The organism is Rhodoferax sp. TH121, from assembly GCF_002251855.1.
Classification (GTDB): domain Bacteria; phylum Pseudomonadota; class Gammaproteobacteria; order Burkholderiales; family Burkholderiaceae_C; genus Allorhodoferax.
On the sequence record NZ_NOXW01000019.1, the window covers coordinates 222,762 to 249,092 of the forward strand.

A 26,331-nucleotide genomic window follows, 5' to 3' on the forward strand; every position below is an offset into this window, starting at 1 on the left:
CAGTGTTTGAAAAGTTTCTCGGGTTTTCCCGCAAAGCACGAAAAACTTCGTGCTAGAATACGAAGCTTAGCGGCTGTAGCTCAGCTGGATAGAGTACTTGGCTACGAACCAAGGGGTCGTGGGTTCGATTCCTGCCAGCCGCACCAAAAAGACAAGGTCTGCAATCGCAAGGTTGCAGACCTTTTTCTTATTCTGAACTAGGCAGATCCATGAGCAAGGCTTTTACCAAAGAGTCCGATGGTGCAGACGATGATGAGCTGCAGCTGCCAGCGCTGCCCGCAGGCGGCAAGAACTACATCACGCCGCAAGGCTACGCGGTCCTGCGCGATGAATTACTCGACCTGATCGACAACGAGCGCCCCAAAATCGTGGAAGTCGTGCACTGGGCCGCCAGCAATGGGGATCGCTCGGAAAATGGCGACTACCTGTACGGCAAGAAACGCCTGCGCGAGATCGACCGCCGCATCCGCTTCCTGACCAAGCGCCTGGAGATTGCCGAGGTCTCTGACCCCAGCGTACACCACGGCAATGACCAGATTTTTTTTGGCGCTACGGTCACCTATGTCGACGATGCCGATGTGGAGCGCACCGTCACCATCAAGGGAATCGATGAATCCAACAGTGCGGTGGGCGAGGTGAGCTGGATATCGCCGATTGCCCGCACCCTGCTCAAGGCGCGCGAGGGTGATGAACTCAAGCTGGTGATGCCCGACCGCGTGGCAACGATTGAGGTATTGCGGGTGGTGTACCCGGCGCCTGCCTAGGCGTTGATGCTATTGCTGCTGCGCTCGGCCCGCAGCACCGAGGGTGTGCGACGCAGATTGCGCAGCGCAGTCTCCAAATGGGCCGTATCGCGCACGGCCACCACAAAGCGCAGGTCGGAGGCGTCTTGCACGCCGTCTTGCCCCATGTCGATATGCAGGATGTCGGCCTCAGCCGAAGCCAATGCCGCTGCCACCTTGGCGAGCACGCCCTTGCCGTTGTTGACAGTGACTACCACACCGGTTTCAAACGGCCGGATGGGCTCGTCCGACCAATCCACACCAATGAAGCGCTCGCTATCTTTGTTTTGCAGTTTGCGCGCCACCTGGCAATCTTGCTGGTGCACCACCAAGCCTTCGCCACGCCCCAGGTAGCCCACGATGGTGTCACCGGGGATGGGGCGGCAGCAGGGTGCAAATTGCACCGAGGCGTTTTCGCTGCCATCCAGCGTGATCGAGCCTAGCGAGGTGGACTCGTGGGCGGTAAAGCGCTCGCGGGTGAGCAGCAGGGCGTCTGGGCGCTCGCCGGTATCGGCCAGCAGGTTCACCATACGTTTGGCCACGATGTTGGCAATCCGTTTGCCCAGACCAATGTCGGTGAGCAGCTCTTGGCGGTTCTTGTTGCCGGTAAAGCGCAGCACTTTCTCCCAGAGCGCTTCGTAGGATGGGTCGTCATCCGGGAAGCGTTCAATCCCTTCCGAGCGCAGCGCCTGTTGCAGCAGTTTGCTGCCCAGGCTCTCAGACTCGGTTTGCGCCATCGTCTTGAGGTGGTGGCGGATCTTGGAGCGGGCCCGCCCGGTGCGCACGAACCCTAGCCAGGCCGGGTTGGGTGTCGATACGGGAGCGGTCACCACCTCCACCACATCACCATTTTTCAGCTCTGTGCGCAAGGGAACCTGCTCGCCATTGATGCGCCCAGCCATGGTGTGGTCACCAATGTTGCTGTGAATGGCGTAGGCGAAGTCCACCACGGTGGCACCACGCGGTAGCGCCATGATTTGGCTCTTGGGCGTAAACACATACACCGCGTCAGGGAACAGGTCCACCTTCACATGGTCCCAGAACTCGGCGGCGTCCCGGGTTTCATCCTGGATGTCGAGCAGGGACTGTAGCCACTTGGTACCCAAGCGGTCATTCGAGGCGTCCTCGGGGTTGTTGACCTTGTAGAGCCAGTGGGCTGCCACGCCCGATTCTGCCACCACATGCATCGCCTCGGTGCGCATCTGGAACTCCACGTTGATGCCCGCGGGGCCTACCAACGTGGTGTGCAGCGACTGGTAGCCATTGACCTTGGCAATGGCGATGTGGTCTTTGAACTTGCCGGGCAGGGGCTTGTACAGTTGGTGCAGGATGCCCAGAGCTGTGTAGCAATCCGTCACGTTGGGCACCAGCACCCGGAATCCATAGATGTCGGTGACCTGGGCAAAACTCAGGTGCTTGTCGTCCATCTTTTTGTAGATGGAGTAAAGCGTCTTTTCGCGCCCTGCAATACGCACCGGCATGTTGGCAGCGGCAAACACGGCCTCGACTTCTTTTTGCACTTTCTGGATCAGGTCACGGCGGCGGCTGCGCGCTTTGGCCACAGCTTTGGCCAGCGTCGCATAACGCCAGGGACGCAGATGCCGGAAGGACAGGTCTTGCAGCTCGCGGTAGGTCTGGTTCAGACCCAGGCGGTGGGCGATGGGGGCGTAAATGTCCAGTGTTTCGGACGATATGCGTGCCCACTTGGAGCGCGGCACATCCGAGAGGGTGCGCATGTTGTGGCTGCGGTCGGCCAGCTTAATGAGGATGACGCGGACGTCGCGCGCCATGGCCAGCAGCATCTTGCGAAACGACTCGGCCTGATTTTCTTCCCGCGTATTGAACTGCAGCTTATCCAGCTTCGTCAGCCCGTCCACCAGTTCGGCGACGGGGGAGCCAAATTTTTCAATCAACTCGGTCTTGGTGATCCCGCAGTCTTCCAGTGCGTCGTGCAACAGGGCCGCCATCAAGGCCTGGGCATCGAGTTTCCAGTCGGCGCACTGTGCAGCTACCGCAATCGGATGGGTGATGTAGGGCTCGCCGTTATTGCGCAACTGACCCAGATGGGCTTCGTCGGCAAAGCGGTAGGCCAGGCGCACTTGTTCCACATCGCTGGCGCTCAGATAGTCCAGTTTGGCCGTCAGACCGGCAAAACTGGCAGCCGCTGCATTGGCGGCAGCGGCCGGTGAGGTGAGGTGAGGAGTACTGCCCATGGCTTAAATGTAGCGCGGCCCATGCTGTGGCGCAGGCCAAACGCAAAAAAGCACCGCGAGCGGTGCTTTTTTTAGGAGAGTCGGCGATTACAGCGGGACTTTTTTCAGCATTTCGATGCCGACCTTGCCCGCTGCGATTTCGCGCAGGGCAGTCACGCCAGGCTTGTTCTTGCTTTCAATCTTGGGGGTGTGGCCTTGGCTCAGCATGCGGGCACGGTAAGTTGCTGCCAAAACCAGTTGGAAGCGATTGGGGATCTGCTCGAGGCAGTCTTCAACAGTGATGCGGGCCATGGAAATCTCCGGGAAACTAGAGGATGTTCAGCGCTTGGAATGTCTCTGCACGGGCGCGGCGCTGTGCTGAGATCTTGAGGCGCTGGGAGTGGACAATGGCTTTCAGGTCGAAAAGCGCACGGTCGAATAATTCATTGATTATAACGAAGTCGAATTTTCCGACCTGGGCTACCTCGACCTGCGCGTTTTTCATGCGCATGTCGATGATCTCGGGCGAATCTTCGCCACGACGCTCCAGGCGCGAACGCAGCTCTTCCCAGCTCGGTGGCAGGATAAAGATGCAAATGGCGTTGGCAAAGACGTTTTTGATCTGGATGGCGCCTTGGAAGTCAATTTCCAGAATGACATCGGCGCCCATGGCCATGCGGTCTTCGATGGCTTTTTTGGACGTGCCGTAGCGGTTGGAATGTACATGGGCCCACTCCACAAAGGCGTCGGCGGCCACCATGGCGTCAAATTCCTGCTGCGAAACAAAGAAGTATTCGCGGCCATGTTTTTCCTGGCCACGCGGAGGGCGTGTGGTGTGCGACACCGAGGGCTGCAGCCGGGAATCTAGCTCCAGCAGGGCCTTGCACAGGCTGGACTTACCAGCCCCACTGGGGGCTGCGACAACAAAAAGATTTCCGGGGTAGTCCATTGACATTGGCTCCGATAAGGCGGCTAGCTGAAGTCGCCTTATTCTAAGTTCTGAACCTGCTCACGCATTTGTTCGATCAGCACCTTCATGTCCACGGAGATATGGGTCAGCTCCAAGGCTGCCGATTTGGAGCCCAGGGTGTTGGCCTCGCGGTGCAGCTCTTGAATCAGGAAGTCCAGTCGCTTGCCGATCTCGCCGCCCTTTTTGATCAGGCGCTCCAGCTCGTCCAGGTGCGAACTCAGGCGGGTGATTTCTTCTGCGACGTCAATACGAATGGCGAAGGCGGTCGCCTCGGTTAGGGCGCGGTCTTGGGCGGCTTCAGGCAGGGTGGCGCCGTCGGTCAGGGCCATCGCCTCTTTCCAGCGCTCCATGAAACGGGTGCGCTGTTGTTCCACCAGCTTGGGTACCAGTGGTCCGGCTTGTTCAGCCAGGGTGCGCAGCTGGGCAATGTGACCCAGCAGCATGGTGGCCAGGCGGGCGCCCTCGCGCTGGCGCGCGGCTAGCAGTTCTTTCAGGGCCTTTTCCGCCAAGGGTATGACGTCGGCACTCCAGTCGCGCTGACCGCCTTGCTCGCTCGCAGCCAGGCGAATGACATCGGCCACGCTCAGCGGATTGGCGTTGGGCAGCCAGGCGCGGATACTGTCCTGCGCGGCATTGAGTCGCTGTAGCAGCTTGGGGCTGGGGTCTGGGATGCTGCTGGTGCTCGTTGTTTCGACCGATGCACGCACTTCAACCTTGCCGCGCTTGAGCTTGGCGCCCAGCAGCTCACGCAGGGCGGGCTCGAACTGGCGCAGGTCTTCGGGCAAGCGAAAGGTGAGGTCCAGGAAACGGCTGTTGACCGAGCGAATCTCCAGGCCAAGCTGGGTGGTAGGCTGGTTTTTTGGCTCGCCTTCCGGGGCGCTGGTGGCTGTGCTGTGCTGGGCACTGGCATAGCCAGTCATGCTGTAAACTGGCATCACGGGTTCTCGCTGCGTTGAAACGGCCCCGAGAATAACCCGGTTCACACGCAACCGACGAGCCCTTACCCCGCAATTTATGTCAAAGGTCAAGCCAGCACCGTTACCCCCCGATACCACGATTGGCGGCTACCGCATTATTCGCAAGGTGGCGGCCGGGGGCTTCGGCTTGGTGTATTTGGCGTTGGATTCTGAAGGCCAGCAGGTCGCAGTCAAGGAATACCTTCCGTCGTCGTTGGCAAGCCGTGCGCCTGGTGAGTTGCTGCCCCAGGTGCAGCCCGAAAAACTTTCGCTCTACCGCTTGGGCCTGAAAAGCTTTTTTGAAGAAGGCCGATCGCTGGCGCAAATCTCTCACCCCTCGGTGGTGAGTGTGCTGAATTTTTTTCGTGAGAATGAAACCGTTTACATGGTGATGAACTACTTGGAGGGCGCCGCCCTGCAGGATTTCATCGTCACCGCGCGCGACCAGAAGAAGAGCAAGGTGTTCCGCGAGTCCACCATTCGCTCCCTGTTCGACGAAATTCTGCGCGGCCTGCGTATCGTGCACCAGCACAAAATGCTGCACTTGGACATCAAGCCGGCCAACATCTTCATTACCGACGACAACAAGTCTGTGTTGATTGACTTTGGTGCCGCACGTGAAGTGCTGAGCAAGGAAGGCAACTTCATCCGTCCCATGTACACGCCAGGCTTTGCGGCCCCCGAGATGTACCGGCGCGATGCTTCCATGGGACCTTGGACCGACATCTATGCGATTGGCGCCTGCATTTATGCCTGCATGCAGGGCTATCCGCCCAATGAAGCCCCACAACGTCTGGAGAAAGACCGCATCACCACGGCACTTGCCCGTTTGCGTGGTGTGTACTCCGACAACCTGATCGAGGTGGTGGAGTGGTGCATGTCGCTGGACCCCCTGTCGCGCCCCCAGTCAGTTTTTGCCCTGCAAAAAGAGCTGTCGCGCGAAGGTGAGCGTCGCTACACCAAGCTCACCGTGGGTGAGAAGGTGCGCATGCAGTTTGACTCCATGGTCGCTGACACCAAGAAAACCGTGCAGGGTGCGGTGGCAGCACCGGGCAAACCCAAATGAAATTTTCTGTATTCCAGATCAGCCGCAAAGGCGGTCGCGAAAAAAACGAAGACCGCATGGGGTATTGCTACACCAAAGCGTCTGGTTTGTTTTTATTGGCCGACGGCATGGGGGGGCACCCGGAGGGTGAAATCGCCGCTCAAATGTCCCTGCAGGTGATTTCGGCGCTGTACCAAAAAGAGGCTACGCCCGAGATTGAGGACGTGAAGGCGTTTTTCCAACGTGCCATCTTGGCTGCCCACCGCCAGATCCTGCGTTACGCCACCGAAAAACACCTGATGGACACCCCCCGCACCACGCTGGTCGCCGCCATCGTGCAGGGCGGTGCCGCACATTGGGTGCACTGTGGTGACTCGCGTTTGTACTTCGTGCGCCAAGGCGAGTTGTTGGCACGCACCCGCGACCATTCGTATATGGAGCAGCGCGAAGGTGAGCGGCCTCTCGCGCCTACACCCGCCGTTTTCAACCGCAACGTGCTTTACACCTGCCTGGGTTCACCGACCAAGCCAGTGTTCGACATTACCGGCCCCGTACCCTTGTTGCAGGGTGACCGCATCATGCTGTGCTCGGATGGTCTGTGGGGCACGGTGGATGATTCCACCATCGTCTACCACCTGGCCCAAAAACCGGTGTCCGACTCTGCCCCTGATTTGGTGGAGCAGGCGCTGGCCAATGGCGGGCCGCATTGTGACAACGTGACACTGATCACCATGGAGTGGGAAACACCGGACAGCTTCGAGTCCACCCGCGGCGCCATTTCCACCGACAGCATCGATGATGGTGTTTTCGCCTCCACAGTGCAGGCGGGTTGGCTGGACTCGCAGGTGGACGATCTGGACGATGCGGCCATTGAGCGCTCGATTGCCGAGATCAACGAAGCGATTCGCCGCTCTGCTGCCCGCCGGGGTTAAACACTGGCCGCGTGGCGGCCATTTCCAGAAGGACTGCCATGACTGATTTCGTTCGCAGCGGTGCGCGCGCCGCCAACGCTTTGCGCCCGGTGCGCATTACCCGCCACTACACCATGCATGCCGAGGGCTCGGTGCTCATCGAGTTTGGCAACACCAAGGTGCTGTGCACTGCGTCGGTCGAGGAGCGCGTGCCGCCACACAAGCGCGGCAGCGGCGAGGGTTGGGTGACCGCCGAGTACGGCATGCTGCCACGCGCCACCCACAGCCGCAGCGACCGCGAAGCCGCCAAGGGCAAGCAGAGCGGCCGCACGCAGGAAATCCAGCGCCTCATCGGCCGCTCGATGCGCGCCGTGTTTGATTTGAAGAAGCTGGGTGAGCGCACGATCCAGTTGGACTGCGACGTGATCCAGGCCGATGGCGGCACCCGCACGGCCGCCATCACGGGGGCCTTTGTTGCAGCGCAGGATGCGGTCAATGGCCTGTTGGCGGCTGGCAAGATCCCGGAAACCCCGATCACCGCGACGGTGGCGGCCATCAGCGTGGGCATCGTTCAGGGCACGCCGCTGCTGGACCTGGAGTACACGGAAGACTCTGCCTGCGACACCGACATGAATGTGGTGATGACTGGTGCGGGCCACTTTGTGGAAGTGCAAGGCACGGCGGAGGGCGTGGCGTTTACGCGCGCCGAGATGGACCAGCTGCTGGCGCTGGCCGAAAAAGGCATCACTGAGTTGATGGTCTTGCAGCAAAATGCACTATCAAAATAATAGCTGCTCGCGCAATATTCAAAAGGGCTAGAGGCCTATTTGGTTTGAAAATGGCCTCCAGGCTGTTCGGTAGAAGTCTGAAATATGAAAATCGTTCTCGCATCCAATAACCAAGGCAAGCTCGCGGAGCTGCAGGCCATGTTCGCCCCGCTGGGCTGCACCCTGGTGCGCCAGGGCGATCTGGGGGTGCCCGAAGCGCCGGAGCCCTACCGCACCTTTGTGGAAAACGCGCTGACCAAGGCACGGAACGCGGCGCAGCACACCGGCCTGCCCGCGCTGGCCGATGACGCGGGCCTGTGTGTAGATGCATTTGGTGGTCTGCCCGGTGTGGACACCGCCTACTACGCTACCCAGCACGGCTATACCAAGGGCGACGACAACAACGTGACCGCACTGCTGGAACAGATGCAGGGCATTACTAGCCGCCGTTGCGCGATGGTCAGCACCCTGGTGGCCGTGCGTTCGCCCGAAGACCCCGAGCCCCTGATTGCCGTGGGCCGTGTGGTGGGCGAGGTGGCCCAGGAGCGTTTGGGCAGCAATGGCTTTGGCTTTGACCCCATCATGTGGATTCCCGAGTTTGGCCAGACCTTTGCCCAACTGCCGGTAGAGGTCAAAAATGCCAACAGCCACCGTGGTCGCGCGTCGCAGGCCATGGCTGCACTCATCCGCGCCAACTGGCTGGGGGCCTGAGCGATCATGATTCCCATCACGCCGCAGGGGAGTGAGACGGAAGCCGCGGTTCAGCGCGACATCCAGCACTACATGCGCCCCGGTACCCTGCAGTTGCCGGCCTTGCCTCCGCTCTCGCTGTATGTGCACCTGCCCTGGTGCCTGAAGAAGTGCCCCTATTGCGACTTCAACTCGCATGAGCAAAACGCCGGCGGTTTGCAGGAGCAGCGCTACATCGACGCCGTGGTGGCCGACCTGGAAGCCGCGCTGCCGCTGATCTGGGGCCGCACGGTGCACAGCATCTTCATCGGTGGCGGCACGCCCAGCCTGTTTTCACCGCAGGCGATCGATCGCCTCCTGGCCGACATCCGTGCCCGATTGCGGCTGGAGGCGAACTGTGAAATCACGATGGAGGCCAACCCCGGCACGTTTGAGAAGGACCGCTTCAAGGCCTTCCGCAGTGCCGGTGTCACGCGCCTGTCCATCGGTGTGCAGAGCTTCAACGACGAACATCTCAGGGCCCTGGGCCGCGTGCACGACCGTGCGCAGGCGCTGGCGGCAGTAGAGGAAGCCGCACAGGCGTTTGCGACCTTCAACCTCGACATCATGTACGCGCTGCCGGGCCAGACCATGGAGCAACTGGATGCGGATGTGAAGCTGGCGTTGCATTTCGCACCGCCACACATCTCCATCTACCACCTGACCATCGAGCCCAACACCTACTTTGCCAAGTTTCCACCGCAGATTCCCGAGGACGACACGGCCTATGCGATGCTGGACCACATCACCGAAGTGACCAGTCTGGCGGGGCTGGAACGGTATGAGGTGTCGGCCTATGCCCAACCCACGCACCGCTGTTTCCACAACCTCAATTACTGGCAGTTTGGTGACTACCTGGGCATAGGCGCTGGCGCGCATAGCAAGTTGAGCTTTGCGCACCGCGTGGTGCGCCAGGTGCGCTTTCGTGACCCTGCGCGCTACATGGCGCAGGCCCTGGCCGGCAATGCTCTGGCGCAGGACAGTGAGGTTGCGCGCGCGGACTTGCCGTTTGAATACATGCTCAATGCGCTTCGTTTGCGCCACGGCTTTGGTCTGCGTGATTTCACGGAGCGCACCGGCCTGCCCATCACGGCCATCCAGGCAGGTTTGCAGGAGGCGGAGCGCAAAGGGCTGATCGAGCGTGACTTTGCCCGCGTGCGGCCGACCGCCCGGGGCTTTGACTTTCTGAGTGACTTGCAGGCGCTTTTCCTGCAAGAATGAGCCCGCGCTGCGCCGACTGCGTTTGGTCGGCGTATTGCCCATGGAATCGCTGCGCGGGCGCTGGCCTGCATGCTCCGGCAAGACTACGGGAGGCTCTCTATGTTTTCGGTGTACGGCAAAGCGGGACGGGTGTTTCGGGGCTCCATGGAGGAGTTGCGCCGTGTGGGGTCGGCTACGGGGCTCACGCGTTCACGCGGCGTTGCGGCGGTGGGTCAAGAAGGGCGCGACCATGGCAGCGATTCAGGTTTTGCGGGCCTGCTGGCTGAGACACCACCCGTTGCCCCTGCCGATGTGGCCCACCGCGCGGCATTGGCCGCCTATGCTGAGGTGCGCAAGACCGATACGCCGCGCCAGCCACTGACCAAGGTGCAGGCCATCATGAGCAGCCAGGTGGTGCTGGTACCCGATAGCTGCAGCATTGAGCAGGCGTGGCTGCTGCTTGAACATCACGGCATTGGTCAGGCCCCCGTGGTCTCCGAGCAGAAAGTGCTGGTGGGGCTGCTGGCCCGTGCGGGCCTGATGCGGGCCGATCACCTGCCACAGGCCGAGCAGCATCCTCTGGTCTGGCGCGCCTGGCTGGCTCAGAGTGTGACCGAGGTCATGTGGACTCCGGTCCCCAGCGTGGCAGAGGACACCGATATCCGCCGGGTCGCACGGGTGTTGTTGGACACCGGCTTGCCCGGTCTACCAGTGGTGGACGATGAGGGAAGGGTGAGCGGTTTCGTGTCGCGCTCCGACATCTTGCGCGCCGTGGTGGCCGATCCGCCGCTGGACCTTTGGACCTGAGTCAGGCCTTATCCATGTGATCGCGCTGCGCCAGTGCCGGGAACAAGCGGAACCACAGACCCGCCACCAGCATGGTGCCCACGCCGCCCATCACCACCGAGCCCACCGGCCCCCACAGAGCGGCGGTGGCGCCTGATTCAAATTCACCCAGCTGGTTGGACGCACCAATGAAGATGGAATTGACGGCCGAGACCCGACCACGCATGTCATCGGGCGTTTCCAGCTGTACCAGGGTGTTGCGGGTGACCACGCTCACGCAATCGGCCGCTCCCGTGACCACCAGCGCCAGCATGGACAGCCAGAAAGAGGTGGACAGGCCAAACACCAGCATGGCCAGCCCGAACACCCCCACCGCCATCAGCAGGCGCGGGCCCACTTTGCGCCGCAGGGGCCAGCGTGTGAGCACCAGCGACATGGCCAAGGCCCCCACCGCCGGGGCCGAGCGCAGCAGGCCCAGACCGGCCGGGCCAGTGTGCAGAATGTCTTTGGCATAAATGGGCAGCAAGGCGGTAGCACCGCCCAGCAGCACCGCAAACAGGTCCAGCGACGTGGCGCCCAGAATCACCTTGCGCCGCCACACAAATCCAATGCCCGCAAACAGCGACTGCCAAGTTGCTGCAGCCTGTGGTGGCTTGTGCCGGTAGCGCACCACCATCGTGAGTGCACTGGCACCCAGCAGCAGTGCCACACAGGTGATGTAAACGTAGCGGGGGCCCACGGCATACAACAAACCACCCAGCGCCGGGCCACCAATGATGGCCATCTCCATGCCCGTGGAGCTGATGGCAAAGGCGCGCGGCAACAGGCTGGCAGGTACTAGCAGGGGAATCAGGGCTTGCTGGGCCGGCATCTGGAAGGCGCGTGCCACGCCCAGCACCACGGCCAGACCCAGAATCAGTTCCCGTGTGGCAAACCCTTGTGCAGTGGACGCCAGCATCAGCGCAGCCACCAGCGCCTGCAGTGCCATGCAGCAGGCAAAGATGCGCCCGCGGTGTACCCGATCGGCCAGATGGCCAGCCGGCAGCGTCATCAGTAGCGCGGGTACAAACTGGAACAGCCCCACCAGGCCCAAGTCCCAGGCGCTGTGGGTGATGTCATACATGTGCCACGCCACGGCCACCATCAGCATCTGGTTGCCCATGATGCCCGCCAGGCGTGCCAGCCAGAAGCGGACGAATGGCGTTTGTCGGAAAAGTGCCGAGAGGGGAGGCGTGGCGGCGTCAGAGGACATAGCGATCGCGGATCGACGCCTGTGGGCGTGCGCCAAAGAAGTGTTTGGCGGAAGCTGTGAGAAGCTAACTCACTACCTCGCGAACTCAATCAAATCAAAGACTTAGGTGCGGTCGGGCCCCGCATTTTGGCATACTTCAGTGCATGACCAGAACGGACCTGCAGACGCGGATCACCCGCCCGCTGAGATCAGAGCTGCTGAGGCAGACGTTCTAGTCGAAAAGCGCATCCTGCTGTTTCTTGGTGCTCCTGGGCGCGCTGACGGGCTCGATGGGTCGCCCGAGAAAGCAGAAATCGGGGATGCTGAGCGGCTCGACCACACCGAACGCTGCTTCGCCGTTCTTTGACAACCTTTCTCGAAGCTCCATTAATAGTCGCCCAAGGACATTTTGTCCAACTAACGTCGTGCCGTCCTCTGACAACTTTGCGCCCCAATATGTATCTCGCCTAGATTGTTCAACAATTGGTCGCTCTTTTGTGGCAAGCAACAAGCGTGAAAACTCATCAAAATTTTGGTTCAGCTTCACTCGTAGGCACCATCGCATTATTTTGAACCGAACTTCGTCCCAGTCACTCCTGGTCTGCGATTTGAAGGTCTTTGCCTTCATCTTTGCAGTCATTGGGCTGAATTGACCAATTATTTCCTGTTGAGCCTCTGGATTATTTGGGTATCTGCATGCTTGGTAGAGAGCTTCACTTGTTGGCACTCTCACCCCATTTATCTTCAATGGGAAGCCTGCTGCCATATTTGACAGGCCGCCAAAATCGTCCTTGGTCTTGTAAACGACAACAACCAAACCACGCTCATACGTACGGTTTGCTTCCGACGTCTGAGGCGCGTTATTTAAAGAATTTTCCGAAGACATTCTCGGGGCTCGAATAATTCTTCCGGGCGAGCAGGGGGTACCACTTCAGCGCCCCTGACACCTCGTCCGGATTTCCCCACCACAATGCCAAAGGGCAATTGTTCGGGCAATTCCGATATGTTACGACTGTCGCTCCAAAACCAAGACCGAAGAACCCGTGACCGAGTGGTCTGTTTACATCGGCTACTTGCCCTTGCGAGCGAATTTGTGCACCTGCGATAACGAATTCACGCTCCAGTATCTGACGCCCCGCTTCAGAAGAAAATGGATCTCTAGCGGCGCCTGGCGTCCGCGGGTCGAACGGAAATTTGTGAGGAAGCGCGAGATAGTCGTTCACTACCTTCACATTTGGAGCCTCAATTGGCCAGAGAACTTCAGAGCTGTTCTTGTAGCTCTTCCGATTTTCTATTTCTGCCAGGCGCCAGTAGGTAAAGTCAATTTTCTTCTGGGACTCCGTGACCGCAGTGCCAAGGTTCTTGCCAAGATGGAAGCGACCTAGCGTATGCCACGCAATAACAATAACTTGGACGGAGGCTTTAGCAGGCGCGGATTTTCTGATCCAATCTCCCAGGTCGGTGCCGATACGACCGCCGCTAAAGATGACATCATCCAGATAAATGAAATTCGAGTCTTCTTGACCGCATTCAGCGAGGCTAATTCCAAGTTCTTCTTGGAGGAGTTTGTCAAAGATATCGACCATTGCCGATTGACTTTGCCCGTCCTGCTGAATATCGAGAACGTTCGCCTTTAACCAATAGCTTTTTGGGTCTGTACCAGACAGCTTTTCATTGGTGATGAGGTTGCGAAGGAAGCTTTTAACCAGCTTCTTGGTGATGAACTGGCTCTTCATCACATGGTCGAATTCCCGAAGGAAGGCAAGTTGGTTGCCTGGGGTGAACTGGCTGACCCAGCGGTCGACATGCTGAGCTGTAGGCTCGGGGAGTTCGCCCTTTCGATACGTCTTGATTGTGGTGGCGATCGACTCCAATAGGTTCTGTCGTTCCGTCATCAAGGTCCCCGCAATGGTCAACGGGGCCGCTGGCCCCGTTGTGATGTTTACGCTGGCGGAGAGCCAGGGATTCGAACCCTGGAGCCCTTGCGGGCTGCCGGTTTTCAAGACCGGTGCAATCGACCACTCTGCCAGCTCTCCGTGCGAGCATTGTAAGTTGTAACGAGCGTGATTTCAGATGATCAGCCTCGGATTGCGCTGATCATGGCAACAATATGCCCTAGTTCAGCTCATGGCCGGTACGAGCACATCCCACCAGAGGTTGCCGTCCACCGCATCACCAGGGACGAGGCTCTCGCTGACGGGCAGAAGGCAGGCGTCCACTTCGGCGACTTGGCTGTCACGGAGCAGGCCGGTGCGGTGTGCGTCCAAAAACGACGCTGCCATCCACCGCATTGCCTGTTCGTTCGTGGCGACCACCGCGAGCCTGGCCAGCCACAGGCCGGACGCAATCTCGACCTGACGTTCACCACCCAAGCAGTCCTGCACCAGGGCGACAGTCTTGTGTCGTTCTGGCCGCGACTTGGCTGAGTTCTCGCATTCCAACCAAGTGCAGGCCCCATCGTTGGTGATGACCAGGCCATCGGCCTGTTTGCCTTTCAGCACACGGCAAGGCCCGCGCTCGCTGGCAATCTCGTGTTCCGTCACGATTTCAAGACCTTGTTGCACGGCTCGGATGAGGTACCAGTTGCTGCAAGCCCGATGCACTGGATTGCCGAGCGCCAAAGTGTTGCCGCTTTCGGCGGGATGGCCTGTCTGCTCAGTGAGCAGCCGAGCTCCCTTGGCCGAAAGCAGGTACGCCGCGCCGCCCTTGGGCAGGGGACGGCTGATGATGAGCTTGTCGTCGGCCAGCGCCTTCAACATGCGGCGAGCCATCGCCTGCGATTGTGAGGCGTCGGGCCAGACCAGTGCAGCGACCATACGACCGGTGAGCCAGCCGAAGCGGGCCAGCCAGGTCAGCACGTCGGTGCGATTGCGCTCGCCAATTACGCGCTTGTCTGGCGTCTCGGGAGCCGAGTCGTCGGCCAGTGTGCCGGTGGGCAGCACGGTCGAGGGGAAGGTGTCGGTGTCGTTCATGGGCTTGTCTCCAGGTTGCTGAGCACCCTTGTGCTCTTCGACCTATAGCGACTGCGCCGCATGCGCACCATGTCCAGTCCGGCAGATCGCGCCGGACTGGAGGCCGACCGGTCGTTTTCCCCGGCTGGACGCCGGGCCACTCCCTGGGGTGCTAGGGCACCCCTCCGGCCCGAATACCGCGCCCCTTCTGCCGCTGCGCGGCCGGGCAAGGGGTTACACACCTTCCGCTCGCATCACAAGCCCCTGCGGGTCATGTCATGCGGGGCCTACGTCCCCTGCTCACGGCCGGGCTGGACGCCCGGGTCTGGCGACTGTGCAACCCCTTGCCCGGCCGCTCTGCGTCGGGGGCGGGGTGTCCACGCGCTTACGCTCTGGCACCCCCGGATGAACCAGTCCGACGTGGGCGTCGGTACGCGCTTGGACTGCGCTCAGGTCCACCGGCTCCCCGCCGTTCTCGTCCCGCATGGGGCGGGAGCATCGACCGGGACTGCGCGGCGCCAGCCGCTTGTCCCACCGCTTCGCGGCGGCACCCTGAGCAACGCCGGGGGCGTCGCTGCACCCGGCCGGCGCTGCGCCCGGCCAGCGTTTAAAACCGCTTGCCTACAGTACCCGTGGAGGAGAGGGCTCAACACCCCGCGGCCACGATTCAAGCGCACCAAGCGGGAGACACGGGTGCGGCGCTGGGTGGCACATCTGGAAGCGCGTCGGGGGCGGGTGCAGTCCGCCTCGTAAGTCCAGATGTGCTGCGGCGTACCTACGCGACCGCAGCGCCTGAAACGACGGGCTGGCTCCAAACGTCCAGCACTTCGCGGGCAACCACCTCCAACTCGCATGATCCACGCGGGGTCGGGGGGTGTTTTGCCTTCGCTCAGAGCTTCCACCACCGTCCAGCGAAAGAACTCTTACCCTTGGAAGAAAGTTCTACCAACCCTCACTGTGACGAATGAAAAAGGCCCGCAACGCGGGCCTCGGGGAACACCGGCGCGACTTCAGCGCGCGCGGAAAGGGAACGCGCGCGTCTTCAGCAGGACGATGCTCCGGCCCGCCGTGTCGGTCTTCGGCTCGTTGCCCAGCAGCACCGAGGCCATTAAAGCCGCAGACATCTTCTCGGGACTGTGCCATTCCTGCGGGCGGTACTGGGTGCCGCTGTGGTCCTGCATCAGGCCCAAGGTGGTCACGTCCTCAACCGTCAGGCGGGCCAGGTTCGACGCAAACCGGGTCGGCGAGATGAACACCGACAGGACTCCCTGCTTGAGGGCCATGTTGATGCCGTCCTGCAGCCCGCGTGCGCCGGTGCAGAAGGAATGCGCCGCTGTGTCCCAGCACAGGACCTGCCGACGCTTGAGCAGGTCGGTCGAAATCTGGTCGTTGAACGACAGCTCCGTGTGCGCAAGCTGGTCGACGGCGTGGGCATACTCTTTGCCGACCCAGTGCACCCACATCGGGGCATCCCAAAGCTCCTCGGGAACGAGCCAAGGGAAAACCCTGCCGGGCACCTCAAAGACTGAGGGCGGCAGGTCGTGGGCGACGGCCAGTGCTACGAACCGGGCAATCTCTGGGTCACGGTACGCCATGTCAGCCGTGGGCGCGCTCAGGCGCAGCGGGTTCTGTTCAGCTTCGATATCAATAGCAGCGAAAATAGTGGTCATTAAATAATTCCATTGGGTTATGGCCGATTGGCCGTGAATCCAATACAGCGCTCCCGTTTAGCCTCGCTCCAAAAAAAACCGAACATGGCCACCAAGTCCAAGAAGCCCACAGCCGCACCCGCCACGCCGTTCCCCACCGCACAAGACGCCCTGCACCAAGTTGGGCACTGGATGTGGATACCTTTGCGCAAGGAGTGGCGCGATGTGACCACCAAGCCCGAGGAGGTGGTCCGCCAGAAGTTCATCCGCATCTTGGTCGAGCACTACGGTTACGACCTCGCGCAGCTCGACCAGGAGCGCAGGACGCAGCACGGACACAAAAGCCCCCGGGCTGACATCGTCGTGTGGCAGTCGGCCGCTGACAAGATCGCCAAGCCGGTGAGGGCGCCGGTGCTGGTGGTCGAGTGCAAGACCGACAGCATCGAGATTCAGGAGCGCGACTACTACCAGGGCGAGTCCTACACACGCGCCTCAGGCTGCGAGTTCTTCGTCGCCACCAATGCCCGGCACACGTCTGTGTTCCGGCTTCTGCCTGGCCTGCCGGGCGGTTTCGTCGCCATCAACGAGATACCCAAGGCCACCGACTGGGGCGACGCCAAGCGGCTGAAGGAAATCAAGGAGTCCCTGCGCGCCTTCAACCGCAAGGAGTTCCAGGACCTGCTGCTGGGCTGCCACAACATCCTGCGCGACGTGCACAAGATGGACCCGGGCCGGGCCTTCGACACCATCAGCAAGGTGCTGTTCATCAAGATGTATATCGAGCGGTCGGGGCAGCACGGCACGTTCAGCGTGGACTATCTCGACCGGCGTGCCGCCGTCCGCCTGCCCACCGACCCGGCCGTGCACGACGGACTGTTCGAGCAGACCAAGTCTTACTACCAGGCCGACGAGCTGTTCACCGCCGCCGACAAACTGGACATCTCGGAGGCCACGTTCCGCCGCATCGTCAAGGAGCTGGAGCGCTTCGACCTGGCCAAGACCGGCGACGACATCAAGGGCCTGGCGTTCGAGCGCTTTCTCGGCACCACCTTCCGGGGCGAGCTGGGGCAGTTCTTCACGCCGCGCCCGGTGGTCGAGTTCATGGTTGACCTGCTGAACCCGGCCGAAGGCGAGCTGGTGTGCGACCCAGCAGCCGGGTCGGGGGGCTTCCTCATCCGGGCTTTCGAGCATGTTCGCGCGATGATCCAGCACGACATCCAGGCGAAGAAGGACGCTGAGCGCGCCCGCATCGAAGCCCTCAAATTGCCCGAGGAAGAGGAAGAGCAGCAGATTGAAGCCGCCTTCGCGGAGCTGAACCACGAGCTGCTGCCCAGCGGCGCAGACAACAAGCCCATCGACACCCGTGTTGGCCGTCTGGCCTGGCAGTGCATTTACGGTACCGATGCCGAGCCCCGCGCCGCCCGCACAGCCAAGATGAACATGGTCATGCACGGTGACGGCCATGGTGGCATCCACTACCACGATGGTCTGGTGGACATCAACGGCATCTTCGACGGCCGGTTCGACGTGGTGCTGACGAACCCGCCCTTCGGCTCCAACGTCGGCAAGGACCAGGTGCTCGGCGGCAGCGAGGAGGCGCGCATTCCGACCGACCCGGCATACATCGCCGCGTGCAAGAAGCGCTACGGCAAGGCCTGGGAGGAGAACCACAACCGCCTATTGCAGTTGGAAACCGAGGGCACGACCATCCTCGACCTATTCGATATTGGCGCGGGTAAGGCCAATCGGCCGACTGAGCTGATATTCGTCGAGCGCTGCCTGAACCTGCTCAAGCCGGGCGGGCGCATGGGCATCGTGCTGCCGGATGGCAACCTGAACAACCCGTCGTTGGCCTGGCTGCGCCGGTACGCCGAAGGGCGGGCCAAGCTGTTGGCCGTGGTCGGCCTACCAGAAGAAACCTTTCGCTCCAGTGACGCCACCGTCAAGGCCTCGTTGGTCTTCATGACCAAGTTCACCGATGACGAGTCGGCGGCGTGGGATGCCGCCTGGGAGCAAGCCCAAACGGAGCTTGATCCCAAGTTCGACGGCCAGCGCAGCGACCTGCACGCGGCCTACGCTCCTCGCATCGTGTCGTGCGACGACAAGGCAGCGGCAACGCTGCTGGGCAAGCTCGCCAAGCTGGGTGTCACGCGCGCCCTGCCGGTGTGGACGCAGGGCGAACCGCCCGCGTACCCGCTGGGCGTCGGGCCAACACAGCAGGCAAAGCCCTTGTGGGCCGGTGTCCCCAGCAGCAAGAACAAGGACGCCGCCAGCGAACTCAAGCGCGACGCGCAAGCCGCACTAGCCGCCGCCACCAAGGCTGGCGATGCGCTGCTGTCTGAGCTGAAGGCCAAGTACCGAGAGGTAGACGCCGCCCACACCGCCGCCCTGTGGGCGCGCGTGCGGGAACTGTTCGACTACCCCGTGTTCGTTGCCGCTCCTAAGGCGGTCGGCATCACGTCCACAGGCGAGACAGGCGAGGGCGTTACCAACGACCTCACGAGCACGCTGGCTTTGTTCCGGCAGTTCGAGCAGTGGATTGGCAAAGGCGCCCCAGTGCTGGAGCAGCCAAATTTTCCGGAGCCCTCCACTGCTTAATCCGGCAGTGGAGGGACATTGAGCGTTGGATTGAGACCGAGGCGGCTCAGGCCCGCACAAGCGGATTCCCGCTGGTGCCGTTGCGCGAGCTGCTGACCGAGCGCAAGGAGCCCGTGCGCGTCACGGTTGGGCTGGGTGATTGGCAGCCCATCACCATCAAGTTCTCAGGCGAGGTGCTTCCCCGCGACCGCGCGGAAGCCTTCAAGGGAGCCATGTTCGCGGCCTACCCCGGCGACGTGGTGTTTTCCAAGATTGATGCCCGCAACGGCGCGGTCGGGCTCATCCCGGCGACCATGCCCAAGGTGGTGTTGACGCCCGAATATCCGGTGATGGTGCCGGACCTGATGAAACTGCGGCCCGCTTACCTGCACTACCTGCTGCGTGCCGAGCACTTCCGTCATGATCTGCAACGCCAAGCATCAGGAACCAGCGGGCGAAAGCGCGTCACGCCCGAGGCCTTTCTAGGCCTGAGCGTGCCCTTGCCGACGCTCGATGAGCAGGACGCCTTGGTCACGGCCTACGAGGCTGCTTTGACCAAAGCAGCGGACAAGGAGGCCGACGCTGCGCGAATGGCTCTGGCAAGTCAGCGCGCTTTTGAGGCGGCGCTTGGTGTGGCACCAGCGCCACCGCTGCCCGACCGCCCGGTGTTCATTGCGCGCTTCAAGGACGTGGAGCGGTGGAGCCACGAAGGCGTGCTGCGGGACGTTACCTATACCGCCTCGACTTCGGCAAAGTGGCCAATGGTGGCACTGTCGAGCGTCGGCAAGGTGAGCTACGGCTTGCAGAAGTCGCCGGCCAACCGGCCCGGCAAGCACTCGCGGCCTTACCTGCGCGTCGCCAATGTGCAGCGGGGTGTGCTCGACCTCGCCGAGATGAAGTACATGGACGTGCCCGACGACGACATGCCCAAACTGCGCCTGCTGGATGGTGACGTGCTGCTTTGCGAGGGCAACAGCCCCGACCTGGTGGGCCGTGGCGCCATCTGGCGCAATGAGATTTCGGACTGCATTCACCAGAACCATGTGCTGCGGGTCCGCGTGGACTTGAGCAAGCTGCTTCCGGACTTCCTGCTCGCGGTGATCAACTCCAGCCACGGACAGGCCTATTTCAGGTCTAAGGCCAAGCGCACTACGAATCTCGCTTCCATCAACAGCACGGAGGTGGCTGCTCTGCCCGTGCCGCTGCCACCGACAGCGAAGCAGGCAGCGCTGGTCAAAGCACTGGGCGACAACGAGAAAGCCTCGAAGGCTGTTGCCTTCGAGGCCAGTGAGTTGCGCCGGGTGGCTTGGGCGACCTTCGAGGCGGCCCTGTTCGAGCCGGGAGTCTGATTGGGCGCTGGACCTGGGACGTCACAGGTTCAGGTGCGGCCAGTGTTCCTGTAGGTCCACGAGCAGGTCGTTGGCCCGGGCCCAGCCCTGTAAGTATTCGCACTCGTGCCTGGCTTCTTCTGGTGCATGTCGGTCATGGATGTGCAGCTCACATGCCCGGAAGAGCAAGTCCGTCACGGCGGACAGCTCACAGGCCAGCGCCTCGATGACCAGCTCGCTGCTGCGAGCGCTCTGCGGCGGAATGGTGGCGATGCAGCCCTCGGGCGTGAAGCCCTCGCGCTGGGTGGTGTCGGTTACTGTCATGTCGGTCCTCAATGGTTGATTCGGACCTAGTGAAAGAAGCAGATTTATTCTCTCAGGGGCCAGCCCCTCGCGGCAGGCAACGGTGCAGTCCGCGCAGGATCGCGCGGACCCTTCGGCCCGTCCCTCCCCCTCTTCCGTCGTGCAGACGGGGTAGTGCCCCGGCCTGGCCTGCGGCCGTTGCCTTCTTCTTCCCCCGGTTTCGCCAACGGGCAGGGGTGCCATCCACAGCACCCCACACCCGACAGGAGAACACCCATGGAAACCAAACCACGCCGAGACCTCTACGCCGAGGTCACGCAACGCATCATTGCCGCCCTGGCGCAGGGCGTAAGGCCCTGGGCCTGCCCTTGGAAGGCTCAGGTCAGCACCTTGAGGCGGCCGATGCGTCACACCGGGGAACCGTACCGGGGCATCAACGTGCTGTTGCTGTGGTGCACGGCCCAGGAGCGGGGCTATCAGCACAACACATGGCTGACCTACAGGCAGGCCGAAGCCCTTGGTGGTCAAGTCCGCAAGGGCGAGCGTGGTGCACTGGTGGTTTACGCAGGTCGGCACACTGCGGCTGACACGACTAGCGCCGATGAAGACGCAGCAGAGCCAGCGCAGGCGCGAGGCGTCGCCTTTTTGCGCAGCTACACGGTGTTCAACGTTGAGCAGCTGGATGGATTGCCTGCCACCGGTGCAGGATTCAGCGCGGAGCATTCCCAGGTGACGCCCGACGAGCGGACCGAGGCCTTCTTTGCCGCGACGGGTGCCCGCGTGCAGCACGGCGGCGACCGGGCCTTCTACGCACCCGGTCCGGACGTTGTGCAACTACCCCAGCCTTCGGCTTTCAAAGACGCTGCCGCCTACGCCGCAACCAAGGCCCACGAGCTTGCTCACTGGACAGGCCACCCGCAGCGCCTTGCGCGAGAGTTCGGCAAGCGCTTCGGTGATGCCGCATATGCCGTGGAAGAGCTGGTGGCCGAGCTGTGCGCTGCCTTCGTCTGTGCTGATCTGCAAATCGGCACAGAGCCCCGCGAGGACCACGCTGCCTACGTAGCGGACTGGTTGAAGGTCCTGCAAGGCGATAGCCGAGCCATCTTCACGGCCGCAGCCCAGGCGCAGCGCGCTGCCGACTACCTTTACCAACACCAAGGGGTGCGCCATGGTTGAAACAATGTTGATGCTGGCCGTGGTGGTGGGAGGTGTTGCCTTGTTCGCTGGCTTGGTCTGGTGGGTCAACTGGCGAATCTATGGCCGGTTCCCCACGTTCGAGCAGTACCAGTGCCTGCACCCCGATTCGGTCAAGAACGGGGGGTGTCGCTGCCACATGTGCGGCGGGCAGCGTGTCTTCTTGCAGCACCTGGACGGAGAGCTTGACCGGCGCCGTCATATCTGTGTGACCTGCGGCACCGTGCTGTACCGCTCGCGAACATAGCCTCAGCTCTTCGCTTCCATGGCCCAGGCCCCGTATGGGGCCGGTAGCGTGACGCCGTCAAAGTTCAGGGTCTTGACGTACTCCAGCAGCATGGCGGGGCCGTGACCCCGGCCATAGGCCGATTCACTGCCCTCGGTTTCGATGAGGCCCACATCCTGGCCTCGCAGGCGCTTACGGCCTGTGTAGGCCTGTGCCATGCCAGCAGGCCACTGGTGGCCGGGGCGCTGTGCGTCGCGAATGCGGTCTTCGAGTTGGTGGCGAAAGCTGTGGTTGCCAAAGCCACGGCCGAAGGCGAGTTCGTCGCGCACGTAGCGCAAGAAGGCTTGTTCGTAGGCGCGGCCGAGGATCGGGTTCTTTCCGCCTGGCGTCGGCAGGCTGGACGGGAATAGCATCGCGTGCTCGCCATCGGCCTGACGGCGCTGCTGGACGAATTCGACGAAGCCCAACGTGCACAGCGTGGGATGCAGCGGGACCACCCGCTCGGTTGCCTCGTTCTTGACGCTGCGCGCCGTGCCAGCAGCCAGCAGGTCGGCCTGTTCGCCTTCCAGCTCGGCGCGGAAGTGCACCACGGGCACGGCCCCAGCACTGCTGATGTCCGAGGCCACCAGCTGGAGCACTTCACGCACGCGGTTGCCGTGGAACAGGCAGACCAGCGGCACCCAGTACCGCGCCGCGAGGTCCCGGCCCATCTTGCCGCGCCACCGGTCGGACCCGGCCTGATACCAGTCCGAGGTGAACACGGTCGTGAGCTGCGCGTCCGTGAACGGGTGGCGGGGCTTTTTGCGAGCCCGCTCCTCTTTGGCGGTCAGCATCGGCATGACCTCCATGTCATCGACCGGGTTCGCGCCTTGCAACATACCGCGCGTTCGCGCCAGGCCGAAAACTTCCCGGAGGGTGCGCTTGACGAGCCCGTGCGCATGCTTCATCGACCAGGGCTTGTCAGGTGCGCGCATGCGCGCTTCCAAAAACTCGTAAAGGTCAGCGCCCTTCACAGAGGCCAGCGGCACATCGCCCATGTGGGTGATCAGCCGCGACCAGATGTTCAGCGACGTGCCCAGGTGCTTGGCACCTGAGGTTTGGCGCTTGTAGTCCCGGTACGGGTCATTCATGGCGCTGAGCATGTCGCCTTCGGCGGCAGGCTTGGCCGGTGTCGGAGTTGCCTCACCATCGGTGCGGCGGAGCAGCCGACCTGCCGCGTCGCGCTCCACCTCGGCGAAGGCCCGGACGAGCTGCGGATAGAGCGGGTCGGTGCGTTCGACTAGACAGTCAACCTGCATGCACCACAGGTCAATGACATCCAGTACGTTGCCCCATTCCGGCGAGGCCTTGCCCCGCTGCACCACCGAGCGCATGGACTGGTCAGTGACCTGGCAGAGCTGCGCCAGCGCCGCACCCGCAGCATCGTCGTAGCCGTCGCCCTCGAAGCGGGCTTCGTCGTCGAGCCGCATCCAGTGGTACAGCCGCCGTGCACAGATGTGCTCGATGAGGTCGTGGGTGAGGACGCGTGGGCTGGTTGCAGGGCCTTTGGCCTTGGCGAGCAGTTGATCCCACTCGGCCCGCTTGTCCGCGATGAGCTGGGAACCAATGGCCTTGGCACGGCGCAGGTCGGCTGTGCCGGTGGATTTGCGGAACTCGCGCACCCCTGGCATGCCTTTGAGCGGGGTCGGAGGGACCAGCCGAACGTACCAGTTCAGCGTGCGGCCGTGGTCGGGCCGGTAAAAGTTTTCGGGCACTTCGCGTTGATTCCGTGTGGCACACATATTTGGCACACCTATCGATTCCAAGTCCTTGATTTTCAAGAACTTATCGACAAATCAACGACTTACTTTAAGTTCGACGGGGAGGGTGAGATTCGAACTCACGGAGGGGATAAACCCTCGCCGGTTTTCAAGACCGGTGCCTTAAACCGCTCGGCCAAGCTTCCAGAGCTGCGTATTCTACCTGCGGACAGCGTGGCCTTAGGCTGCCTTGAGCATGCCTTTGGTTTCGATAAAGGCGATCACGTCTTGCAGGCCGGTCAGGTCTTTCAGGTTGGTCATCACAAAAGGTTTCATGCCCTTGGGCGTGTTGCGCATGCGCTCGGTGTCGCTGCGCATGATGTCTAGGTTGGCGCCCACGTGGGGGGCTAAGTCGGTCTTGTTGATGACGAAGAGGTCGCTCTTGGTGATGCCAGGTCCGCCCTTGCGCGGGATTTTTTCGCCCGCGGCCACGTCGATCACGTAGATGGTGAGGTCACTCAGCTCTGGGCTGAAGGTGGCGGCCAGGTTGTCGCCGCCGCTCTCGACAAACACGATGTCGGCATTGGGGTGGTCCACCAGCATGCGGTCGATGGCCTCCAGGTTGATGGAACAGTCTTCACGGATGGCGGTGTGCGGGCAGCCGCCGGTTTCCACGCCCATGATGCGGTCGGCTGGCAGCGCGCCGCTGACGGTGAGCAGGCGCTGGTCTTCCTTGGTGTAGATGTCGTTGGTGATGGCGACCAGGTCGTACTGCTCGCGCATCGCCTTGCACAGCATCTCCAGCAGCGTGGTTTTGCCGGAGCCCACAGGGCCACCTATGCCCACGCGCAGGGGAGGGAGGTGCTTGGTACGGTTGGGGATGTGGTGCAGGGTCGACATAAGTTTGCTATGAATAAAGGAGCTGTTTGCGCAGTATCTATAAGGTCTAGGACCTGAAAAGCCTTGAATATTGGACCTCATGCTGGCTGCTGAGGATGGCCAACATGGGGGCAAATGCCTGGCGGGTTGCGTCAGTCACCGCCAGCGCATGGTCCACGGCGGCAGGAATCTCGGCGGTCAGCTTGGAGAGGATGCGCTGCCCCGCGCTTTGGCCCAGGGGTACAGACTTGATGGCCGCCTGGGTCATGTTTTCAGCCCAGCCAAAAGCGTAGGCCAGCAGGCACTCGCGCACCGGGGCTTGGGTGGCGCTGGCGGCCAGCGCGTAGGCGATGGGGTAGGTCGGTTCTTGTGAAGCGAGCACGGCAATTTGGGCAGGCGTTGCCGTGGTGTGGTTCTTCAGCCATTCCAGCAGGCTCTTGCCCATTTGCTCGGTCTGGGCGCGCAGCTCGGCACTCTCGCGGGTCTGTAGCACCCAGGCGTTGAGCTCGGTTACGCGCGCCATATCCTCAGCACGCCATGCGGCAATCCCTTGGGCGACCGCGGGCAGGTCAGAGCGTGCCAGTGTCAGGTGCAACTGGTCCACCAGCCAGGCCGATGCTTCTGTTTCTGTAGCGGCTCGCGCTGTATCCACAGCGGCTTCCAGGCATTCCGAGTAGGAAAATCCGCCAATGGGCAAGGCCGGTGAGGCCAGCCACATCAGTTGCATCAGGCTGCTGTCGAGCATGCGTTTGACTATTGGCCGTGATGGTGACCATGGTCATGGTCGTGTTTGCAGTCCGGGCCATGCACATGGGGTGGGGCCTGCACCGCCACCGGGATGCCGCGCAAGCTGGCTGCAGGCTTGGGGGCGTGGTCATGGCCAGCATGGGAGTGCCCGTGCCCATGGTCGTGGTCGTGTCCATGGTGGTGTCCGCCATGGTGGCCACCGGTGGCATAGGCCCCGCTCTCGGGCTCGAAGGCCTCGTCCACGGCGTTCACGATCAGGTGCATGGCGCGTAGCATGTCGGCCAGCACATGGTCGGGCTCGATCTTCAGGTGGTCGGGCTGAAGCTCGATGGGCACATGGCGGTTGCCCAAATGGTAGGCAGCGCGTATCAGGTCGAAGGGCGTGCCGTGGTCGCTGCAGTGCGTAATCTTCAACACCGATTGGGGCGCTGCAATTACCTTGATCAGCGAGCCGTCTTCGGCCACCAGTACATCGCCGCCACGCACTGTGGTGCCGCGGGGCAGAAACACGCCCAGCGTGCGGCCGGCGGAGTCGGTGGCGTCAAAGCGGCTTTTCTGGCGCACATCCCAGTCCAGCTCGACGCTGCTGGCGCGCTTGAGCAGAACCGAAGCCAGACCTTGGCCTTGGGGGATGCATTTGGAGACTTGGAGCATAGGTATTCAGATGAACAAAGGATGCTGGCATTGTGGCCCAGGCGCGCAGGGGCAGGTCACAGCAGATGTTTGGTCATGAAGGTGCTGTAGGGGTCGAGTACATAGCCGGCAAACGGTCCACACTCCACAAAGCCTGCCCTGGCGTACAACGCGCGCGCTGCCGCAAACGGGGCATGGGAGCCGGTTTCCAGGCTGATCTGCCGCAGACCCAAAGCGCGTGCCTCTGCTTCGATATGGTCCAGCATCTGGCGTGCAACACCTTTGCGCAGATGCGCGTCTGCGGTGCGCATGGACTTGAGCTCCCCATGCGCGGGCGTCAGTGTTTTGAGGGCACCACAGCCCATGAGGTCCTCGCCGTCCCAGGCCGTCCAAAAGCGGATGCTGGGGTGCCGCAAGGCGTCCAGGTTGAGTGCGTGGACGCTACCGGGGGGCGAGTGGGACTGGCTGGAGCGCAAGTGCGCTTCCAGCAAGTCTTGCACCCGCGGGTGCTCCAAACCGCCTGCGATGATCCGCAT

Annotated in this window: 26 protein-coding genes and 2 tRNA genes; 12 read left to right on the top strand and 16 right to left on the bottom strand. The window is 62.0% G+C overall.

Annotated features, from left to right (window positions below):
* Positions 1 to 69: 69 nt before the first annotated feature.
* Positions 70 to 146: transfer RNA gene (locus CHU94_RS05280), tRNA-Arg, on the top strand.
* A 63-nt stretch (positions 147 to 209) separates the two neighbouring features.
* Positions 210 to 764: a transcription elongation factor GreB gene (gene greB, locus CHU94_RS05285; protein ID WP_094477497.1), complete on the top strand. Its 555-nt coding sequence runs from the start codon at positions 210 to 212 to the stop codon at positions 762 to 764.
* On the opposite strand, the gene CHU94_RS05290 is transcribed toward greB, so the two are convergent.
* The 4 genes from CHU94_RS05290 to CHU94_RS05305 all read right to left on the bottom strand — a co-directional run bounded on the left by CHU94_RS05290 (position 761) and on the right by CHU94_RS05305 (position 4,879).
* On the bottom strand, positions 761 to 2,995 hold the full coding sequence (locus CHU94_RS05290; RefSeq protein ID WP_094477499.1) for a bifunctional (p)ppGpp synthetase/guanosine-3',5'-bis(diphosphate) 3'-pyrophosphohydrolase: 2,235 nt from the start codon (positions 2,993 to 2,995) through the stop codon (positions 761 to 763). The two genes, greB and CHU94_RS05290, sit on opposite strands and share 4 nt — an antisense overlap.
* A gap of 87 nt (positions 2,996 to 3,082) precedes the next feature.
* Positions 3,083 to 3,286, bottom strand: a complete 204-nt coding sequence (gene rpoZ, locus CHU94_RS05295) for a DNA-directed RNA polymerase subunit omega (protein WP_094477502.1) — start codon at positions 3,284 to 3,286, stop codon at positions 3,083 to 3,085.
* A gap of 16 nt (positions 3,287 to 3,302) precedes the next feature.
* Positions 3,303 to 3,923 (bottom strand): guanylate kinase, encoded by a 621-nt coding sequence (gene gmk / locus CHU94_RS05300; protein WP_094477504.1) that lies wholly within the window; start codon positions 3,921 to 3,923, stop codon positions 3,303 to 3,305.
* Between the two features lie 38 nt (positions 3,924 to 3,961).
* A complete protein-coding gene (locus tag CHU94_RS05305; protein WP_094477506.1) occupies positions 3,962 to 4,879 on the bottom strand; it encodes a YicC/YloC family endoribonuclease in 918 nt (305 codons plus the stop codon).
* Between the two features lie 79 nt (positions 4,880 to 4,958).
* Between CHU94_RS05305 and CHU94_RS05310 the strand changes: the two genes are divergently transcribed.
* The 6 genes from CHU94_RS05310 (at position 4,959) to CHU94_RS05335 (ending at position 10,359) form a co-directional block, all read left to right on the top strand.
* Positions 4,959 to 5,966 carry a serine/threonine-protein kinase gene (locus CHU94_RS05310; RefSeq protein WP_094477508.1) on the top strand — a complete coding sequence of 336 codons (1,008 nt, stop codon included), beginning with the start codon at positions 4,959 to 4,961 and terminating at the stop codon, positions 5,964 to 5,966.
* Complete coding sequence (locus CHU94_RS05315) at positions 5,963 to 6,877, top strand: PP2C family serine/threonine-protein phosphatase (RefSeq protein ID WP_094477510.1); 915 nt, start codon at positions 5,963 to 5,965, stop codon at positions 6,875 to 6,877. Before CHU94_RS05310 ends, CHU94_RS05315 begins: the two co-directional genes overlap by 4 nt.
* A 38-nt stretch (positions 6,878 to 6,915) precedes the next feature.
* Complete coding sequence (rph, locus tag CHU94_RS05320; protein ID WP_094477512.1) at positions 6,916 to 7,644, top strand: ribonuclease PH; 729 nt, start codon at positions 6,916 to 6,918, stop codon at positions 7,642 to 7,644.
* A gap of 84 nt (positions 7,645 to 7,728) precedes the next feature.
* On the top strand, positions 7,729 to 8,334 hold the full coding sequence (locus tag CHU94_RS05325; protein ID WP_094477514.1) for a non-canonical purine NTP pyrophosphatase: 606 nt from the start codon (positions 7,729 to 7,731) through the stop codon (positions 8,332 to 8,334).
* A gap of 6 nt (positions 8,335 to 8,340) precedes the next feature.
* On the top strand, positions 8,341 to 9,573 hold the full coding sequence (gene hemW, locus CHU94_RS05330) for a radical SAM family heme chaperone HemW (protein ID WP_094477516.1): 1,233 nt from the start codon (positions 8,341 to 8,343) through the stop codon (positions 9,571 to 9,573).
* A gap of 99 nt (positions 9,574 to 9,672) precedes the next feature.
* Positions 9,673 to 10,359 carry an HPP family protein gene (locus tag CHU94_RS05335; RefSeq protein WP_176451934.1) on the top strand — a complete coding sequence of 229 codons (687 nt, stop codon included), beginning with the start codon at positions 9,673 to 9,675 and terminating at the stop codon, positions 10,357 to 10,359.
* A 1-nt stretch (position 10,360) separates the two neighbouring features.
* Here the strand turns inward: CHU94_RS05335 and CHU94_RS05340 are convergent, their stop codons facing one another.
* The 6 genes from CHU94_RS05340 to CHU94_RS05365 all read right to left on the bottom strand — a co-directional run bounded on the left by CHU94_RS05340 (position 10,361) and on the right by CHU94_RS05365 (position 16,190).
* Positions 10,361 to 11,590 (bottom strand): MFS transporter, encoded by a 1,230-nt coding sequence (locus CHU94_RS05340; RefSeq protein ID WP_094477520.1) that lies wholly within the window; start codon positions 11,588 to 11,590, stop codon positions 10,361 to 10,363.
* Positions 11,591 to 11,801: 211 nt separating this feature from the next.
* Positions 11,802 to 12,455 (bottom strand): NADAR family protein, encoded by a 654-nt coding sequence (locus tag CHU94_RS05345; protein ID WP_094477522.1) that lies wholly within the window; start codon positions 12,453 to 12,455, stop codon positions 11,802 to 11,804.
* On the bottom strand, positions 12,430 to 13,464 hold the full coding sequence (locus CHU94_RS05350) for a hypothetical protein (protein WP_094477525.1): 1,035 nt from the start codon (positions 13,462 to 13,464) through the stop codon (positions 12,430 to 12,432). Before CHU94_RS05350 ends, CHU94_RS05345 begins: the two co-directional genes overlap by 26 nt.
* Before the next feature lie 53 nt (positions 13,465 to 13,517).
* Positions 13,518 to 13,605, bottom strand: a tRNA-Ser gene (locus CHU94_RS05355).
* Positions 13,606 to 13,689: 84 nt separating this feature from the next.
* Complete coding sequence (locus CHU94_RS05360; RefSeq protein ID WP_094477527.1) at positions 13,690 to 14,541, bottom strand: hypothetical protein; 852 nt, start codon at positions 14,539 to 14,541, stop codon at positions 13,690 to 13,692.
* Positions 14,542 to 15,530: 989 nt separating this feature from the next.
* Positions 15,531 to 16,190, bottom strand: a complete 660-nt coding sequence (locus CHU94_RS05365) for a hypothetical protein (protein ID WP_094477529.1) — start codon at positions 16,188 to 16,190, stop codon at positions 15,531 to 15,533.
* An 84-nt stretch (positions 16,191 to 16,274) separates the two neighbouring features.
* On the opposite strand from CHU94_RS05365, the gene CHU94_RS05370 reads away from it, so the two are divergent.
* Together CHU94_RS05370 and CHU94_RS05375 are read left to right on the top strand one after the other, a co-directional pair.
* Entirely contained in the window at positions 16,275 to 18,767 is a 2,493-nt protein-coding gene (locus CHU94_RS05370; protein WP_217901285.1) for an N-6 DNA methylase, read from the top strand.
* A gap of 113 nt (positions 18,768 to 18,880) precedes the next feature.
* The gene (locus CHU94_RS05375; RefSeq protein WP_141211389.1) at positions 18,881 to 20,095 is read left to right on the top strand and encodes a hypothetical protein; all 1,215 of its coding nucleotides are present in this window, start codon (positions 18,881 to 18,883) and stop codon (positions 20,093 to 20,095) included.
* A 21-nt stretch (positions 20,096 to 20,116) separates the two neighbouring features.
* Here the strand turns inward: CHU94_RS05375 and CHU94_RS05380 are convergent, their stop codons facing one another.
* Entirely contained in the window at positions 20,117 to 20,398 is a 282-nt protein-coding gene (locus tag CHU94_RS05380; protein WP_094477533.1) for a hypothetical protein, read from the bottom strand.
* A gap of 255 nt (positions 20,399 to 20,653) precedes the next feature.
* Here CHU94_RS05380 and CHU94_RS05385 point away from each other — a divergent pair, with 255 nt between their 5' ends.
* Entirely contained in the window at positions 20,654 to 21,553 is a 900-nt protein-coding gene (locus CHU94_RS05385; protein WP_094477535.1) for an ArdC family protein, read from the top strand.
* Positions 21,546 to 21,818 carry a hypothetical protein gene (locus CHU94_RS05390; protein WP_094477537.1) on the top strand — a complete coding sequence of 91 codons (273 nt, stop codon included), beginning with the start codon at positions 21,546 to 21,548 and terminating at the stop codon, positions 21,816 to 21,818. The genes CHU94_RS05385 and CHU94_RS05390 overlap by 8 nt, the downstream gene beginning before the upstream one ends.
* A gap of 2 nt (positions 21,819 to 21,820) precedes the next feature.
* Here the strand turns inward: CHU94_RS05390 and CHU94_RS05395 are convergent, their stop codons facing one another.
* From CHU94_RS05395 to CHU94_RS05420, 5 genes are all read right to left on the bottom strand, one after another.
* Positions 21,821 to 23,617 carry a hypothetical protein gene (locus tag CHU94_RS05395; RefSeq protein ID WP_141211390.1) on the bottom strand — a complete coding sequence of 599 codons (1,797 nt, stop codon included), beginning with the start codon at positions 23,615 to 23,617 and terminating at the stop codon, positions 21,821 to 21,823.
* 159 nt (positions 23,618 to 23,776) lie between these two features.
* On the bottom strand, positions 23,777 to 24,436 hold the full coding sequence (gene ureG, locus CHU94_RS05405) for an urease accessory protein UreG (protein ID WP_094477541.1): 660 nt from the start codon (positions 24,434 to 24,436) through the stop codon (positions 23,777 to 23,779).
* A gap of 46 nt (positions 24,437 to 24,482) precedes the next feature.
* Positions 24,483 to 25,160 (bottom strand): urease accessory protein UreF, encoded by a 678-nt coding sequence (locus tag CHU94_RS05410; protein ID WP_094477543.1) that lies wholly within the window; start codon positions 25,158 to 25,160, stop codon positions 24,483 to 24,485.
* Positions 25,161 to 25,168: 8 nt separating this feature from the next.
* Positions 25,169 to 25,816, bottom strand: coding sequence for an urease accessory protein UreE (gene ureE / locus CHU94_RS05415; protein ID WP_094477545.1), 648 nt, complete (start codon positions 25,814 to 25,816; stop codon positions 25,169 to 25,171).
* A 56-nt stretch (positions 25,817 to 25,872) separates the two neighbouring features.
* Entirely contained in the window at positions 25,873 to 26,331 is a 459-nt protein-coding gene (locus tag CHU94_RS05420) for a GNAT family N-acetyltransferase (protein WP_094477547.1), read from the bottom strand.

Bases quoted from the DNA above. Each gene is read 5' to 3' on its own strand.
- greB (WP_094477497.1), top strand. From the start codon at position 210: ATGAGCAAGGCTTTTACCAAAGAGTCCGATGGTGCAGACGATGATGAG.
- CHU94_RS05290 (WP_094477499.1), bottom strand. From the start codon at position 2,995: ATGGGCAGTACTCCTCACCTCACCTCACCGGCCGCTGCCGCCAATGCA.
- rpoZ (WP_094477502.1), bottom strand. From the start codon at position 3,286: ATGGCCCGCATCACTGTTGAAGACTGCCTCGAGCAGATCCCCAATCGC.
- gmk (WP_094477504.1), bottom strand. From the start codon at position 3,923: ATGGACTACCCCGGAAATCTTTTTGTTGTCGCAGCCCCCAGTGGGGCT.
- CHU94_RS05305 (WP_094477506.1), bottom strand. From the start codon at position 4,879: ATGCCAGTTTACAGCATGACTGGCTATGCCAGTGCCCAGCACAGCACA.
- CHU94_RS05310 (WP_094477508.1), top strand. From the start codon at position 4,959: ATGTCAAAGGTCAAGCCAGCACCGTTACCCCCCGATACCACGATTGGC.
- CHU94_RS05315 (WP_094477510.1), top strand. From the start codon at position 5,963: ATGAAATTTTCTGTATTCCAGATCAGCCGCAAAGGCGGTCGCGAAAAA.
- rph (WP_094477512.1), top strand. From the start codon at position 6,916: ATGACTGATTTCGTTCGCAGCGGTGCGCGCGCCGCCAACGCTTTGCGC.
- CHU94_RS05325 (WP_094477514.1), top strand. From the start codon at position 7,729: ATGAAAATCGTTCTCGCATCCAATAACCAAGGCAAGCTCGCGGAGCTG.
- hemW (WP_094477516.1), top strand. From the start codon at position 8,341: ATGATTCCCATCACGCCGCAGGGGAGTGAGACGGAAGCCGCGGTTCAG.
- CHU94_RS05335 (WP_176451934.1), top strand. From the start codon at position 9,673: ATGTTTTCGGTGTACGGCAAAGCGGGACGGGTGTTTCGGGGCTCCATG.
- CHU94_RS05340 (WP_094477520.1), bottom strand. From the start codon at position 11,590: ATGTCCTCTGACGCCGCCACGCCTCCCCTCTCGGCACTTTTCCGACAA.
- CHU94_RS05345 (WP_094477522.1), bottom strand. From the start codon at position 12,455: ATGTCTTCGGAAAATTCTTTAAATAACGCGCCTCAGACGTCGGAAGCA.
- CHU94_RS05350 (WP_094477525.1), bottom strand. From the start codon at position 13,464: ATGACGGAACGACAGAACCTATTGGAGTCGATCGCCACCACAATCAAG.
- CHU94_RS05360 (WP_094477527.1), bottom strand. From the start codon at position 14,541: ATGAACGACACCGACACCTTCCCCTCGACCGTGCTGCCCACCGGCACA.
- CHU94_RS05365 (WP_094477529.1), bottom strand. From the start codon at position 16,190: ATGACCACTATTTTCGCTGCTATTGATATCGAAGCTGAACAGAACCCG.
- CHU94_RS05370 (WP_217901285.1), top strand. From the start codon at position 16,275: ATGGCCACCAAGTCCAAGAAGCCCACAGCCGCACCCGCCACGCCGTTC.
- CHU94_RS05380 (WP_094477533.1), bottom strand. From the start codon at position 20,398: ATGACAGTAACCGACACCACCCAGCGCGAGGGCTTCACGCCCGAGGGC.
- CHU94_RS05385 (WP_094477535.1), top strand. From the start codon at position 20,654: ATGGAAACCAAACCACGCCGAGACCTCTACGCCGAGGTCACGCAACGC.
- CHU94_RS05390 (WP_094477537.1), top strand. From the start codon at position 21,546: ATGGTTGAAACAATGTTGATGCTGGCCGTGGTGGTGGGAGGTGTTGCC.
- ureG (WP_094477541.1), bottom strand. From the start codon at position 24,436: ATGTCGACCCTGCACCACATCCCCAACCGTACCAAGCACCTCCCTCCC.
- CHU94_RS05410 (WP_094477543.1), bottom strand. From the start codon at position 25,160: ATGCTCGACAGCAGCCTGATGCAACTGATGTGGCTGGCCTCACCGGCC.
- ureE (WP_094477545.1), bottom strand. From the start codon at position 25,816: ATGCTCCAAGTCTCCAAATGCATCCCCCAAGGCCAAGGTCTGGCTTCG.
- CHU94_RS05420 (WP_094477547.1), bottom strand. From the start codon at position 26,331: ATGCGGATCATCGCAGGCGGTTTGGAGCACCCGCGGGTGCAAGACTTG.